Here is a 13,503-nt window from a genome sequence, read left to right on the forward strand (position 1 = left end):
CCCTCGCATCTCAAAAATCCACGGAACTCCCCTCCGAGCTTAGCCGTTCTTAGCACATCAGACAGTCAAGCTTCGGATTGCTGCCATGAAGACCGCTCTCCTCTCCGCGATGCTTGCCGCAGCTGTGACCCTCGCGGGCTCCGTTGCGGCGTCGGCCGAGCCGAGTGCGGCGGTCTACCTCGGCGATACCGGGCTGCGGCTGCCCGTCAGCACGCTGACCGCGCCGGAGGCCCCGCCCACCACGGTTCAGGCCGCGCCGGCAACTCCGCACGCCGCCTTGCCCCGCAAGGTGCGTGTGGTGCTCGCCTCGCCCTACGCGGTCCGCTGACTGGCATTTTCTCACTCCTTGGGAGCTCACCTCCATGATGTCCTGGGCTGTCACCTTCCTGGTCGTGGCGCTGGTCGCCGCCCTCTTCGGTTTCGGTGGGATCGCCGGCACGGCGATGGAAGCTGCTAAGCTGGTGTTCTTCGTGGCGATCGTCCTGTTCGCGATCTCGGCCGTCGTCGGCCTAATGCGCGGTCGCGCCCCGCGCGTTTGAAGCAATCTCCTTTCCCTTAAGTCGCAGGAGCAGTCCGATGAGCAGCACCACCGACAAGATCAAGGGTCTGGCCAACGAGGCGATCGGCAACATCAAGCAGGGCATCGGCAGCGCCACCGGCAACGAGAAGCTTCAGGCCGAGGGCAAGGCCCAGGAGCTGAAGGGCGAGGCTCAGAAGACCACTGGCGACGTCAAGGACGGCATCAAGAACGCCGCCGACACGGTGAAGAGCAAGCTCTGACGCGCCACTCAGGCAGACTGAGGTAAGCCGCCCCACGCAGGGGCGGCTTTTTTATTCACGCGGATCATCGGAACTAGAATTGTGATTCTACCCACTGGGTGGGCGTCGGCTTTTAACGGCGGCGCTGATGGCTATGGATGAGACGGCGTAGCATTCGCGAGAGCTGGTCGGCCGAGTAGGGCTTGTGCAGCAACTCGAACCCGTGCGTGCTGTTCTGCGCGAGCACGTGACTGTAGCCCGAGGCGAGCAGCACCGGCATCGTCGGCAGGCGGCGGCGCAGCTCTTCTGCCATAGCAATGCCGCCTATTCCGGGCATCACGACGTCCGAAAACACCGCGTCGAACCCGTCGCCGTCGCGGCCGAGCCGTTCCAACGCGGCCTCCGCGTTGGCCGCCCATTCGGTTCGATAGCCCAAATCCTCGAGGATCTGGGTCGCGAACTTTCCGACCTCGATGTTGTCCTCGACGACCAGCACGCTCAAGCCGCGCCCGTCGGGCGCGGGACTGGTCTCCTCGAGGTCGTTCGCCTGGTCCACCGGCGCCGCAACCTCGGGCAGGTAGAGCGCGAACGTCGTGCCTTCGCCGACCACGCTTCGCACGCTCACGTCGCCGCCCGACTGCTTAGCGAAGCCGAAGACCTGCGACAGCCCAAGGCCCGTGCCCTTGCCCACCTCCTTGGTCGTGAAGAACGGCTCGAAAATCCTGGCCAGGTCCACCTCGGCGATCCCGCTGCCGGTATCGCTGAGCTCTATTTTGGCGAATGGGCCAGGACCACCCCCGTGTCCCCGGATCGGCGGCATCGGTAGTCCGCAGGTGAGCCGCAAAGTCAGCGTGCCCTCGCCCTCCATGGCGTCGCGGGCGTTGACCGCCATGTTGACCAGCGCGGTCTCGAACTGGCTCACGTCGGCCTCGATGAAGCAGGGATGGTCCGGCAGCTCGGTCACCACTCGCACGCGGGCACCGGTGACGGTGTCGAGCATGTCGGCGACTGCGCGCAGTCGCTCTCCGACGCTCAGCACCTCCGGCTTGAGCGCCTGACGGCGGGCAAACGCCAGCAGCTGCCCGGTCAGCTTGGCGGCACGCTCGACCGTGTCGGAGACCGCATCCATGTATCGCTTGCGCCGCTCCTCGGGGAGGTTCGGACGACGCAGGAAGTCCACCGACGAGCGGATGATCGTCAGCAGGTTGTTGAAGTCGTGCGCGACGCCTCCCGTGAGCTGGCCCACGGCTTCCATCTTCTGTGACTGGCGCAAAGCCTCCGCGGTCGCCTCAAGCGCCTGCGCCTGTTCTCTCTCCGCCGTGATGTCGCGGCCGGTGGCGTAGGTCATTCGTCCCGCCGGGGCCGCCGACCAGGAGATCCATCGCACCGAACCGTTCTTGTGGCGGTAGCGGTTCACGAGCCGGGGCTGCCCGCCCTCGGCTGCCTGCGTATAAGCTCCGGTCGTCTCGGTATGGTCCGCTGGCAGGACAAACTCATTGACGTGATGGCCGACGAGCTCGTCAGGAGCGTAGCCAAGCAGGCGCGTCCAGGCCGGATTGACCCGTTGGAACACCCCGTCGAAATCGATCTCCAGCATCAGGTCCGGAGAGGTCTCCCACATCCGGTCGCGCTCGACCGTCCGCTCCGCCACCTCGTGCGCCAGCGTATCTGCCCGGGCGGCCAGCAGGGCCGTCGCATCGCGCAGGTCGGTCACGTCCTGCGCGAACACGTAGAACCCGTCGACGCTGCCGCTGGCATCGCGGCGGGGTGTATAGCGGATGGCCGCGATGCGTCGCCGCCCATCCGACCACGGCCAGTCCAGGTCCATCTGAACGGTTTCACCGGCCAGGGCCCGCTCGATCCCGGCACGACGCTCAGCTAGGCCACTCTCGCCAAGGAGGTCATCGATGGTCCGCCCCACCACCGTGTCCGGGGCGCGTCCAAACCACCACTGACAAGCGGCATTGACGAAGCGGTAGGTCAGTGTGCGATCGATGAATGCGACCAGCACCGGTAGGGCATCGGCGACCAGCCGAAGCTCCGCTTCTCGCGCCAGCAGGGCGCTTTCGGCCTGCTTGCGGGCCGTTGCCGTGCGGGTCCGTGCGGCCACCTCGCGGATGAACAGCAGCTCGTCCTTGGTCCATTTGCGCGGAGTGGCGCTACAGACGAACAACAGCGATACGAGGCGGCCGTGCTCGACCACCGGCGTGTTCACGAAAGCGCGGGCGCTGATCGCTTCCAATGCATCAGCATGGGCGCTGGTGCGCGGGTCGATGCGAGCGTCGCCGATGACGACTGTCTCACCGCGCTTGATGTCATCGATATAGGAGCCGAAATCTCGAAACCTGAGCGAGCCGGCGATGGAATGCGCGCCGTCGGTGGTCCAGTCACGCTCGACGTCGATCGTTTCAGTTTCAGGATCCACCAGCCCGTATCCGACGAGCTGAACGCCCAGGGCTCGGCCGAGGATGCCGCTCGCCACGTCGGCGAGGCTGGCGGTATCGCGGTCGTGCTCAGCCAGCTGATCGCTCAGCTCAAGCAGTGCCTGGCGGCGCAGCTCTCCTGCGCGGAGGGCCACCCCGGCCATGTGCTCGGCGGTGCGGTCGCGCATGATCTTGACGAAGCCGATGTGCCGATCGTCGTCGTCGCGCAACGGCATCATCTCGCCGGAGGCCCAGAATCGCTCCTCCCCCTGTTTGAGGTGCCAGCGTTCATCTTGGGCGCGCCCATTTTTGAGGGCGGTTTCCATCTCGTAGGTGACCCGGCCGTTGGCCCGGTCCTCGGGCGTGAAGAAGCGCGCGGCGTCCTGTCCGCGCATCTCCTCGGCGGTCCAGCCCATGACGTGCTCGGAGCCACTGTTCCAGTCGGTGATGGTTCCCTCGCGATCCGTGACGACGATCGCGAAATCCAGGGCGCTCTCGAACACGGCGTTCTGACGGGCCGCATCGATGCTGCCAGTGCGAACCCGTTCGCGCAGACGCCAAACCTCCGCTTCCAGCTCCTCCCGCGAGAGATTGCTTAACTCACGTCCCGGCACGCCACACCCTTCCTCGAAGCTAACTCATTACGAAAACAGAGAAATCAGCGTCACCGTCCCATGCTCCAATCAGGCCTGAATTGATTGGCGCGCGACCGAATCGTAAACGTTATGCCAGAAATTTTCCACCTGTGGGCGCCTCGCATAACGGTCAAGGCGAGCGCCCAAGCGCAATGTGAGCGAAGTCAAAATCTGTCGGAAATGGCTTCTTTAGAGCTCAAAATCGATTCGAGAATGGACAACAGAGATATTTCGACGGATATAAACCAATGTACTCGCGTCTAACGCGGAGCTTGCCGCCATAATGCATGTTTATATGCCTGCAGCGTGTCGCACCACGAGACGCCCAGTCCATCCTATCAGCCAAGTTTGTATCAGCTGCATACTTCACATGTAAGCTATTCAGCGAACCGTCGAAGCGTAGCCTCGATTTTCCGCCGGTCGAACGGCTTGCCGAGCACGACCCCGCGGGATGGGATCTGCGTGGCATCCCACGGCTGCGAGGAAACCATCAGCAGTTCGATCGGCGGCCAGCGATCGCGGATCAGCAGCGCCAGCTCCATCCCGGCGGTCGAGCCGCGCATGTCGAGGTCGGTGAACACCGTGCGGATGTCGGTGCGGGCTTCCAGAATCTGGATCGCCTCGACGATGTTGGTGGCTTCAACGGCTTCACAGCCCGCATTCTCGACGAACTCGGTCAACGCCATCATCAGGATCGGGTCATCCTCGACAACGAGAACTCGGGGCAAGGCCGGGGGGTGAGACTGACCCATGGAACTAGTGAACCTGAACCTGAACTTCGGCGAGCGGCGCGCGGAACTGAGCTCTGAGGCCCCCAGGATTGAAATCCAGGTCGGCCTCGCGGGTTCCGAGCAATCCCATGCGGATCAGGCGCGACCCGAAGCCGCCTTTGTTGCGTGGTGGCGTCACCACAGGCCCGCCCGTTTCAGCCCAGTCTAAGACCAACGTCGGAGCAGCGCCGCTGTTGGCGCGCCATCTTACACGGACCGCACCGGTCGTAGCCGAAAGCGCGCCGTACTTGAGGGCGTTGGTGGCGAGCTCGTGCAGCAGAAGCGATAGCGACAATGCAGCCTGCGGGCTGATGTCCATGTCAGGACCGTCGAGCGCAAACCGGTCTAGGTCCGTCTGCATACTCAATACGCTCTCCATCACGGATCGCAACTTGGCGGCCGACCAGTTCTTCTGGATCAGCACGTCATGTGCCCGTGACAAGGCCAGCACGCGGCGCTCGAACGCCTCGACCAGGTCGCGCTCAGTGACACCTCGCAGGGTCTGCGTGGCGATCGACTGGACGATGGCGAGGGTGTTCTTCAACCGATGGGCCAGCTCCTTGTTCAGGACTGCCTGCAACTCCTCGGCACGCACGCGCGCTACGCCGACTTCGACCCGGTCGGCGACGTTGCGCAGGAACGCAAGCTCCTCGGCCGTCCAGTTCCGGGGCCGCACGTCGTGGACGATGAACACCGCGACGGCACGCCCGCGCTCACGCACCGGCATGTTGATCAGGGCACCGATGCCGATCGCCTGCATCGGGCCGGGATCGTCCCTAGTGCGCGGGTCGGTCGTGACGTCGTCGATGACCAGTGGCTCGCCTTGGGCAAGGTTGGCCCGTATGTCGCCGTAATCGTCGAAGCGGTGCCGTCCGGCGATGCTGACCTGACCCGGTGCGGTCCAGTCCTGTTCGATGTCGATGTACTCGACCTCGCCGACGATGCGCCCGAACCCAGCGCGGGTCGCGCCCAAGGTGCGCCCGACGATCTCGGCGGCGGCCTGAGTCATCGCACCGACCGTCGTCAGGTCGCGCAGGTCGTCGCCGAGGGCCAGGAGCGCCATGCGGCGGCTTTCCGCGCTGACACGCGCGGTCGCATCCAGGAAGATGACCCCGAAGCGGTCGCCGTCGAGCTTGAACGCATTGCCGTCGTACCAGCGGCCGTTAGGAGCGAACTGCTTGGTGAAACGCCAAGTTTCGCCTATCTCGACCACCTGGCTAAATGCAGTGATCCAGTCCTGGGCGCTCCCTCCGAAAATTTGGTGTGCGGTATATCCAATGACTTGGTCGGCTGGAATCCCGATTTGTGTGGTCCAGGCCGGGTTGATATCGATGATCCGGAAGTCCGTAATGACACCTGCGCTGTCGCGGATCGCTTCCGTCAGCTGAAATCCTTCGCTCAGGCGCTCGAACAAGCCTCGCCAGTGCGCCTCGCTCGCGCGCAACGCTTCCTGTGCCGCGCGTCGCTCCTCCACATCGAGAAGGACGCCGGGGAAACTCAGCGGGGTGCCGTCCGACCCGTGATCGACCCGCCCATTAGCCTCGATCCAGTAATAGTGTCCGTCCGCGCGCCGGACCCGATATTGGTGAGCATAGGCTCCGCCCCGCGCGATGGCCTCGTTGATCGCTGCCGCCAGACCCGCCTGATCGTCGGGATGAACAGTGGCGACGATCTGCTCCAGGGGGATACCGTCTCGACCGAGCGCCGGATCGAGACCGAAGGAATGGGCGAAGGCGTCATCGACCGTGAACCGGTCGGTCGGCAGGTCCCAGTGCCATGTGCCGATGATCGCGCCGGCCGCCAGGGCCAGTTGCACGCGCTGGATGTTCTCGCGGGCCAAGGCCTCGCTGGCCCGCAATTCCGCCTCCACCTCCTTGCGGGCGGTGATGTCCTGAACCGTGCCGACCATGCGGAGCACTGCGCCGGCGTCGTCCCGCACAAAGCGGCCAATCCGTGAGATCCAGCGTAAGGCACCGTCGTTGGCGCGCCGAATGCGGTATTCCACCTCGGTCGAGGCCGTGCCATCCCGGATCGTGGCCTGGGTCGAGGGGAGCGCGCGGTCCTCGGGAACGGCCAGCGCCGTGAGCGTCTCCAGCGAGTAGACCCCGGCCTCCGGTACGCCATAGATCCGACAGTGCTCGGCCGATACGCGCGAAAGGCCGCTCGCGACATCGACCTCGAAGGTGCCGATGTGACCAGCCTCCTGGGCGAGCCGTGAGCGGGTATCGCTGGCCCGCAACACCGCATCGACATCGAGGCGCTCTCTGACGCTTGACATCAGCCGAGCGAGCGTGGCGAAGAAGGTCAGGGCTCCAGCGTCGAAGGCCGGCTCGCGCGTCGAGACGAACGACAACACCCCGACGAGCTGACCGCGGCTCAGGATCGGATAGCCCGCGAAGGCGTCGAAGCCGGCCTCCCGCGCGAGCGCGTAGCGCGGCTCGATGCTCGCCTGCACGGCCTCCAGCACGAGAGGTCGACGTGTGCGAACGACGATCCCACAGAGCGGCAGATCGAGATCGACGCAGCTCAAGGCGGCCCGCTGTTCGTCGGTGGTGCCGATCGACTGAATCAGCCGTAGATGCCGGCCCTCAGGGTCGATGTCGTAGATGAAGCACAGGTCGAAGCCCAAGGCTCGCGTGCCCGTGGCCAGGATCGGTTCGAGCACGGCCGCCGGATCGGTCGCGGCGATGAGTGAGGAAGAGGCCTTTGCGAGGAGTTCGAGGCGTCGCGCCTGCTGCAGTTCGGCGCGCTGACTGTCGAGAACCTCGTCGCGATGCGCGACCTCGCGGCGCATCTCCAGAAGGGTCGAAACCTGGCGCGCCAGGGCACGCAGGTCGTCGGCCTGGTCAGGCGTCAGGCCTCCTGGTCGGGCGGCAGTATCGATCACGCACAGGGAGCCGACGACCTGTCCGCCCGTCAAGCGCAGCGGTGCGCCGGCATAGAACCGGATGGAGGGCTCGCCGGTGACGAGCGGGTTCGCGGCCGTGCGCGGGTCCGCCGTCAGATCTGGGATGACGAGAAGATCCGATTCGACGAGAGCGTGAGCGCAGACCGAGGCATTGAGGCTGGTCTCGCAGGGCGGGAAGCCCACGCGGGCCTTGAACCATTGCCGATCCGCGGCGACCAGGCTGACGAGGGCGACCGGTGTCGCGCAGAGACGGGCCGCCAGACGAACGATGTCGTCGAACCCTTGCTCAGGTGGCGTGTCCAGGATGGCCAGCGCATCGAGGGCTGCGAGGCGGTCGGGGTCGCAGATGGTTGTGCCGGGTGTGTCGTTCTGCATCGCGAGGCCGATAGGGCCACATCGCGCCCCGCCTCCACCTTCTCGCAGACTGAGCATCGTGCCGCTAGGGTCAAAACCCAATCAGCTTGACCATGAGGGGGCCTGCTTTCGAGCCGCAGCAGACCCTTAAGAAAAGGCGTCCTGTACAAACTGGCCTCAGAGAATGTCTCAGGCGCTCTCGACCAACCACTCGGCGGTGAGACCGAGGGAGGCTGTGAAGAGCCCTCGCCCTGCCTCGTCGCGCATCAATACCGAGATCTCTCGGCTTACATGTGACGCTATGTGATCCCGCGCGATGTTAGGCAGGATCATAATCGCAGCGTCGCGGGCAGCATGGGCATTGGGGAATTCGGATCCCACATCGTCGGTCTCCAGGTGATCGTCTTTGATATCGAAGAAGAAACGGGGCATGCCGAACTTAATAAATTATGCCGAGAGCACACAAGTCTCGCAGTCGCCAGAGGGGCGGTGATCGATACCGACGATTCTTGTTCGTAAGCTGGCGGACTTGGCGATGCGCCAACATAGATCTAAGAAGTGACATTCGCCGTTCACAGCGTCAAAATGGCACCATGCAGCCAATCAAATGAGGATGTTTGACGAATTTCACCTCAATATCAGCAACTTGCCCCGAGACGGATTAATTTTTCTCGTAGGCAAGTCTTCGATTTGTCATCAGCGAAAAGCCTTCAACATCGCATTGTAAACTCCACAGGGGTCTGGGCAGCACCAGCGCGAACGCTCGATCCTCAAGCTTCAGCCAGCAGCCGCTCGTACTCGGCCTCGGCTACGCCATAGGTGTCGCCCGCCAACTCCATCAGCCGCTCGCGGTCGAGCACGCGAACCCGCCCGCGCATGGCTTTGATCAGCCCAGCCCCCTCCAAGATGTGCACGGATGTCGTTACACCTGGACGGCGCACGCCCAGCATCAGCGCCATGAAGTCGTGCGTGAGCGGCATCTCGTCCTTCTGAAGGCGGTCGTGGATCATGAGGATCCAGCGGGCGAGTCGCCCCTCGATGTTGAGATCCGCGTTGGCGTAGACGGTCTGTCCTACCTGTACGATCAGGCTCTGCACGTAGCGCACGAGGACGCCCCGCAGGGTCGCGCTCTCATCGAGGGCAGCACGGAAGGCAGCTGCTGGGATGCACAGCATCGTGCCTTCTGCCTGCACCAGCGAGGCGTGTGGGGTCCGGTTGGTGCCGAGCGCGAGAGGCGTACCGACGAAGCCGTCATAGCCTACGGTGCCGATCTCCAGCCGACCTTCGGCCGTGTGGCTGATAATCGAGCAGAGCCCCTCCTCGATGAAGCAGGCGTGGCTGATCGGCTCGTTGGGGGTGATCACCACTTGGCGCAGCTTGATCGGCTGAGCTTCCAGATGGGGGGCGAGACGGGCGAAGTCGTCGGGCGAGACCGCCTTGAGGAGGCGGTTGCGAACGGTTCCGTGCTGAGGCTGAGCCACGGCTCTGCTCCCGGTTGGGGCAAGAGCACACGCGGTCTCCTAAGCGTCTGCGCCCGAACAAATCGGCAGACGATAAAGCGTAAATGGTGCGATGAGCCAGAAATTTCAATAGGCGTTGGTTAGTGCGCTATCGCACCAAAATTTAATGATAGCGCCCGTTGCTGTCAAATTCCTGCGCTTGCTGCCTGAATTATCGTGCAACGGTGCTAATGCCCACCCAGCCGACGGTAAATCCACGCCTGGGCTTCGTCTAGATCCACGAACTTGGGCTGAACGGGATCATCAGCACCGTCGAAACCTGCTTCGAGGAACCACTTGCCCGCATCCTCCTCGTGATCGTCGGACAGGCGGACCAGCACGGCCACGAGGAGATCATCGGCGAAGATCAGCAGCCCTTCCGTGTCGTGGCTGCCTGTCTTAACGCGCACTGATTGAAGGTGGAGACTCATGCGGCGTGCCGCTCCAGATGCAAATACGTCGGATCAAAGCCGCACAGATTGGTGAGCTCCCGCCATTTCTTGATCTCTAACTTCCCACCGTGCAGTGTAATCCATTCGTTGGTGCGCAGTTCCCTCAGCACACGGTTGACGTGGACGTTCGACAGCCCGAGCGCGTCGCCCAGTTCCGACTGCGTGAGTGGCAGATAGTAGGCGTGATCCCGCGCGAGGCCCACAGCTTCAAGCTTCACGTACATCTCGCAGAAGAGATGAGCGACCGCCTGGCACGCGGTACGTCGGCCCATGCCGACCATCCACTGCCGGAAGATTGCCCCGTCCACCAGGGTATCGCGCCAGAGCGTCGCGGCGATGGCGGGGAAGGCGGCTGTCAGTTCGAGCATCGCCTCGTGGGGGATGAACGCCACCGTGGCCTGGGTCAGCGTGCACACGTTGTGGTCCATCACCTTCAGGTGCAGGCTTTGCAGGTCGGGGATGTCGCCCGGGATGTGGAACGAGAAGATCTGGCGCTTACCCTCACTGAGGATCTGGTAGCGACATGCCCAGCCGTCCAGCAGCAGGCAGCATTGCGACGGATGGTCGTGCTCGTGCACGATGTCCTGATCTGGTCCTAGAAGTCTGCCGGTGACCGGGAGGCTCGCAATAGCCCGCCGCTCCTCGTCGGAAAGCTGCGCGATGCTGTCCAGCTTGCGGATGAGCATGTCCATGGAGTGGTTGAATGTGGGGGTCATAGCGACTCCCTTTTACTTTGCAGGTGGAAGCACGCGGCTCTCCCAGCCATCAGCACCTGTCTCAGATCAGCCGATGATGGTCTCAAATACATCAGGGGTTATGCCTGACAAGGATCATAAGACAAGGATTTGTACTTGGTACGCTGTCGGACCATAGCGATGCCTGAAGGGCGCCGGACGGCAGGAAGACGTTGAGCTATCTCCCACAATGTACGCTGCCGCTCCCAAACCGAATGCTCGTCATTGGCATCGAACATCCGCTTCTCACCCCGAGTGGTCCTTCGCCCATCACAGCCCATCACATAGCCAAGCTGGTTGGGTTTTAACCCCAGTATCCAAGCTCCGCTCGCTTGTCCTTGTGGGTAGGAAGCGGGAATTGGGTACACCGGCCACGCTCATGCTTTTTGAGATGTGATGGCGTGTGGCGGGAAGTATCGGCGTGCTGAATCCAGCTCCGTTGTGCCAACGATCGCCCCCGCGATTTGGTGCGAGGGGCGGCCATGCCGGCGCATTTTGAACAGCTCCTCGTCGAGCCAGGGTCTGCCGCGGATCCGGAACCAATCCAGCAGGGTATCATTGATTCGGCAGTCACACCGGCCTGCCGCACCAAAGCCGCTCGGCTGGCGTCACAGGCGGGTCGGGTCCCCATGACGGAGAAAACGCCCCGGCCCGCCCTATGATGGTCTAATCCTTCCGTAAAGATTGTGCATCAGCGGATGGGGTGCAAAACCTTTGTCGTCTCGCCTTCCCGATCACCCGTACGGCGAGACTGGCGGGCCGGGTCTCTTCGGAGGGAACACCCCGGCCCGCTGCCAGCCCGTGGGAGCCGTTGGACCCGCACGAAAGCGAGCATCCTCGACGGGTGGGCAGCGGTTCTCGAATGCCCACGCGATGAACGTCCGGAATGGGGATCGATGCGGGTGATGTTACCGCTCAATCAGGTCGTGGGACGCAAGCCCATCTCCCGAACCATCCGTGCCACCCTGTTAGGATCATACGGCTTCTCCAAGAACCGCGCGCCTTCCGGCAGTTGCGCCGGATCGGGAGTGACCCGACCCGAGACGATGATGATCTTCACCTCGGCCCACCGACGCCGAACCTCGTGAGCCAGCGCCAGCCCGTCAATCGGCCCGGGCATCACCACGTCAGTGAACAAAAGCGTGATCTCCGGGTGCATCTCAAGGAAGGCGAGCGCCGCCGGGGTCGTGCTGGCTTCGAGCACATCGAACCCGGCATCCCCGAGCACGTCGGCAGCTTCCATCCGCACGAGCGGTTCATCTTCAGCGACAAGGGCCACCGCACCGGGTTTCAAGGGCATCAGACGTCCTTCGCAAAGTCTGTGTCGGTGCTGTCAGACGTCCACGCGCAAACCCGCGAGCGGTGCGCTGAAGGTGCATTCCACGCCCTCGGCGGCGTAGCGCAGTGCCACCTCGCCTCCGGCCAATCCGCGCTGGATCAGCCGCGAGCCGAACCCCTTGCGGGTTGGCGGCGTCACCGGCGGGCCACCCTGCTCGCGCCAGTCCAGCCAGAACTCAGCAGCCGCGCCCGTACCATCTATTGCCCAGCCGACATTCACGCAGCCATTCGGCACCGAGAGCGCCCCGTACTTCACGGCGTTGGTCGCCAGCTCGTGCAGCATCAGCCCGAGCGAGAGCGCCGCCGAGGGGCCGATAAACAGGCTCGGGCCACTGACCCGGAAGCGTCGGCCGTTATCATCGTGCAGGCTCAATGCCTCCCGCACCACCTGGTCGACACTGGCGCTATCGGTCTGCCCGGCCAGCAGAATGTCGTGCGCCTTGCCGAGCACGACCAACCGGGCGGCCAGTGCATCGCGGGCCGCATCGAGGCTTGGAGCGTTGCGCAGGGTCTGCGACGCGATAGACTGGACCAGCGTCAGGGTGTTCTTGAGGCGGTGGGACAGTTCGCGGTTGAGGATGTCCTGCTGCGCCTCCGCCGCCTTGCGGTCGCCGATGTCGCTGACCGCGACCACCGCGCCGACTGTCTCGCCCTGCTCGTCCTCGATCGCCTCGCCGGAAATCGCGATCCAGCGCCGCTCGCCGTCTGGACGCTGGTACAGCACCTCGATCGCAGCCTTCTTGCACAGGCCGCTGGTGATCTGAGCCAGCGGATAGTCCTGTGCGTCCACCGGCCTGCCATCCGCGTGGTAGGCGACGAACTCGCCGTAGGCGTTGCTGGACGAGGCGTAGAGGGTGCTGTGGCCGAGGATTTCGGCCAGCCGCCGGTTACCCATCAGGATGCGCCCGGAGGGAGCTTCGGCCAGCAGGATCCCGACCGGCACGGTTTCCATCACGGTGGAGAGGCGCGCCTCGCTGGCAGCAAGGTGGCTCTCTGCCGCCTTCTGGGCAGTGATATCACGCGAGACGGCAAGCAGCCTTTGAGGCAGCCCATCCGGGCCACGGATCGCCGTGACCTGCACGTCCCACCACTTGGGCGTGCCCCGATAGGTGTGAGCCATCCCCTGGAAATGACCGAGCCCGCCTGACCGCGCCGCATCCAAAGCCGCCAAGGCATCGCGGTTGCCCTGATCTGTCCAGAAGTCGGGCCACGGACAGCCCTTCACATCGTTGAAGTCGCTGATCTCCATCACCCTCATGCCCCCATCGGTCATGAAGGTCAGCCGGGCGTCGAGGTCGAGCACCTTGATGCAATCGGCTGACGAGGACAGCACGCTTTGCAGGAACGCGACATCCGATTGCTGCTGAACTCGCTGCGCTTCGGCGTCAACACCATACATGGCCTCGCGAAGTCGCAAGACTTCGGCTTCCAGCTCTTCGCGAGTAAGTGATTTAAGCGGAGGCCCGGTCACGCAGCGTTCTTTCGATGAAGCCGCGCTCCTACCTGCAATTCATTTGGGACACAATCAGATTGTGGCTTGGCTGTTTCGTGACGCTTCCCTCAGAGGAGGCCGGCCACCGCAACCTGCGACCGTGTCACCCGCTTCATGTGCACCGGGTTCATCGCAATGG

12 protein-coding genes are annotated in these 13,503 nt (G+C 63.8%); 3 read left to right on the forward strand and 9 right to left on the reverse strand.

Annotation, left to right across the window (positions count from 1 at the left end; all coding sequences use genetic code 11):
• Window positions 1-85 precede the first annotated feature (85 nt).
• The 3 genes from FF100_RS27600 to FF100_RS27610 are packed head-to-tail and all read left to right on the forward strand — an operon-like array spanning window position 86 to window position 780.
• Window positions 86-328 (forward strand): hypothetical protein, encoded by a 243-nt coding sequence (locus FF100_RS27600; protein ID WP_048430990.1) that lies wholly within the window; start codon window positions 86-88, stop codon window positions 326-328.
• A 34-nt stretch (window positions 329-362) separates the two neighbouring features.
• The gene (locus FF100_RS27605) at window positions 363-539 is read left to right on the forward strand and encodes a DUF1328 domain-containing protein (RefSeq protein WP_048430991.1); all 177 of its coding nucleotides are present in this window, start codon (window positions 363-365) and stop codon (window positions 537-539) included.
• A gap of 37 nt (window positions 540-576) precedes the next feature.
• Entirely contained in the window at window positions 577-780 is a 204-nt protein-coding gene (locus FF100_RS27610; RefSeq protein WP_139038973.1) for a CsbD family protein, read from the forward strand.
• A gap of 112 nt (window positions 781-892) precedes the next feature.
• Here FF100_RS27610 and FF100_RS27615 read toward each other — a convergent pair whose 3' ends face one another.
• From FF100_RS27615 to FF100_RS27665, 9 genes are all read right to left on the reverse strand, one after another.
• Window positions 893-3,796: a PAS domain-containing protein gene (locus FF100_RS27615; RefSeq protein ID WP_139038974.1), complete on the reverse strand. Its 2,904-nt coding sequence runs from the start codon at window positions 3,794-3,796 to the stop codon at window positions 893-895.
• Between the two features lie 398 nt (window positions 3,797-4,194).
• Window positions 4,195-4,569 carry a response regulator gene (locus tag FF100_RS27620; protein WP_139038975.1) on the reverse strand — a complete coding sequence of 125 codons (375 nt, stop codon included), beginning with the start codon at window positions 4,567-4,569 and terminating at the stop codon, window positions 4,195-4,197.
• Window positions 4,570-4,573: 4 nt separating this feature from the next.
• Window positions 4,574-7,870 carry a GAF domain-containing protein gene (locus tag FF100_RS38035; RefSeq protein WP_246102429.1) on the reverse strand — a complete coding sequence of 1,099 codons (3,297 nt, stop codon included), beginning with the start codon at window positions 7,868-7,870 and terminating at the stop codon, window positions 4,574-4,576.
• Between the two features lie 168 nt (window positions 7,871-8,038).
• Window positions 8,039-8,281, reverse strand: a complete 243-nt coding sequence (locus tag FF100_RS27640) for a DUF6894 family protein (protein ID WP_139038976.1) — start codon at window positions 8,279-8,281, stop codon at window positions 8,039-8,041.
• A 338-nt stretch (window positions 8,282-8,619) separates the two neighbouring features.
• On the reverse strand, window positions 8,620-9,330 hold the full coding sequence (locus FF100_RS27645) for a Crp/Fnr family transcriptional regulator (protein WP_139038977.1): 711 nt from the start codon (window positions 9,328-9,330) through the stop codon (window positions 8,620-8,622).
• Window positions 9,331-9,536: 206 nt separating this feature from the next.
• Window positions 9,537-9,779 (reverse strand): hypothetical protein, encoded by a 243-nt coding sequence (locus tag FF100_RS27650; protein ID WP_139038978.1) that lies wholly within the window; start codon window positions 9,777-9,779, stop codon window positions 9,537-9,539.
• The gene (locus tag FF100_RS27655) at window positions 9,776-10,516 is read right to left on the reverse strand and encodes a Crp/Fnr family transcriptional regulator (protein WP_139038979.1); all 741 of its coding nucleotides are present in this window, start codon (window positions 10,514-10,516) and stop codon (window positions 9,776-9,778) included. The genes FF100_RS27650 and FF100_RS27655 overlap by 4 nt, the downstream gene beginning before the upstream one ends.
• 937 nt (window positions 10,517-11,453) lie before the next feature.
• Entirely contained in the window at window positions 11,454-11,834 is a 381-nt protein-coding gene (locus FF100_RS27660) for a response regulator (protein WP_139038980.1), read from the reverse strand.
• Between the two features lie 33 nt (window positions 11,835-11,867).
• A complete protein-coding gene (locus FF100_RS27665) occupies window positions 11,868-13,343 on the reverse strand; it encodes a sensor histidine kinase (protein ID WP_139038981.1) in 1,476 nt (491 codons plus the stop codon).
• Window positions 13,344-13,503 lie beyond the last annotated feature (160 nt).

Origin of the sequence: Methylobacterium terricola, from assembly GCF_006151805.1 — a bacterium.
Classification (GTDB): domain Bacteria; phylum Pseudomonadota; class Alphaproteobacteria; order Rhizobiales; family Beijerinckiaceae; genus Methylobacterium; species Methylobacterium terricola.

Excerpts from the sequence above, each read along its gene's own strand:
- FF100_RS27655 (WP_139038979.1), bottom strand. The coding sequence starts at position 10,516 with ATGACCCCCACATTCAACCACTCCATGGACATGCTCATCCGCAAGCTG.
- FF100_RS27600 (WP_048430990.1), top strand. The coding sequence starts at position 86 with ATGAAGACCGCTCTCCTCTCCGCGATGCTTGCCGCAGCTGTGACCCTC.
- FF100_RS27610 (WP_139038973.1), top strand. The coding sequence starts at position 577 with ATGAGCAGCACCACCGACAAGATCAAGGGTCTGGCCAACGAGGCGATC.
- FF100_RS27605 (WP_048430991.1), top strand. The coding sequence starts at position 363 with ATGATGTCCTGGGCTGTCACCTTCCTGGTCGTGGCGCTGGTCGCCGCC.
- FF100_RS27660 (WP_139038980.1), bottom strand. The coding sequence starts at position 11,834 with ATGCCCTTGAAACCCGGTGCGGTGGCCCTTGTCGCTGAAGATGAACCG.
- FF100_RS27650 (WP_139038978.1), bottom strand. The coding sequence starts at position 9,779 with ATGAGTCTCCACCTTCAATCAGTGCGCGTTAAGACAGGCAGCCACGAC.
- FF100_RS38035 (WP_246102429.1), bottom strand. The coding sequence starts at position 7,870 with ATGCAGAACGACACACCCGGCACAACCATCTGCGACCCCGACCGCCTC.
- FF100_RS27640 (WP_139038976.1), bottom strand. The coding sequence starts at position 8,281 with ATGCCCCGTTTCTTCTTCGATATCAAAGACGATCACCTGGAGACCGAC.
- FF100_RS27620 (WP_139038975.1), bottom strand. The coding sequence starts at position 4,569 with ATGGGTCAGTCTCACCCCCCGGCCTTGCCCCGAGTTCTCGTTGTCGAG.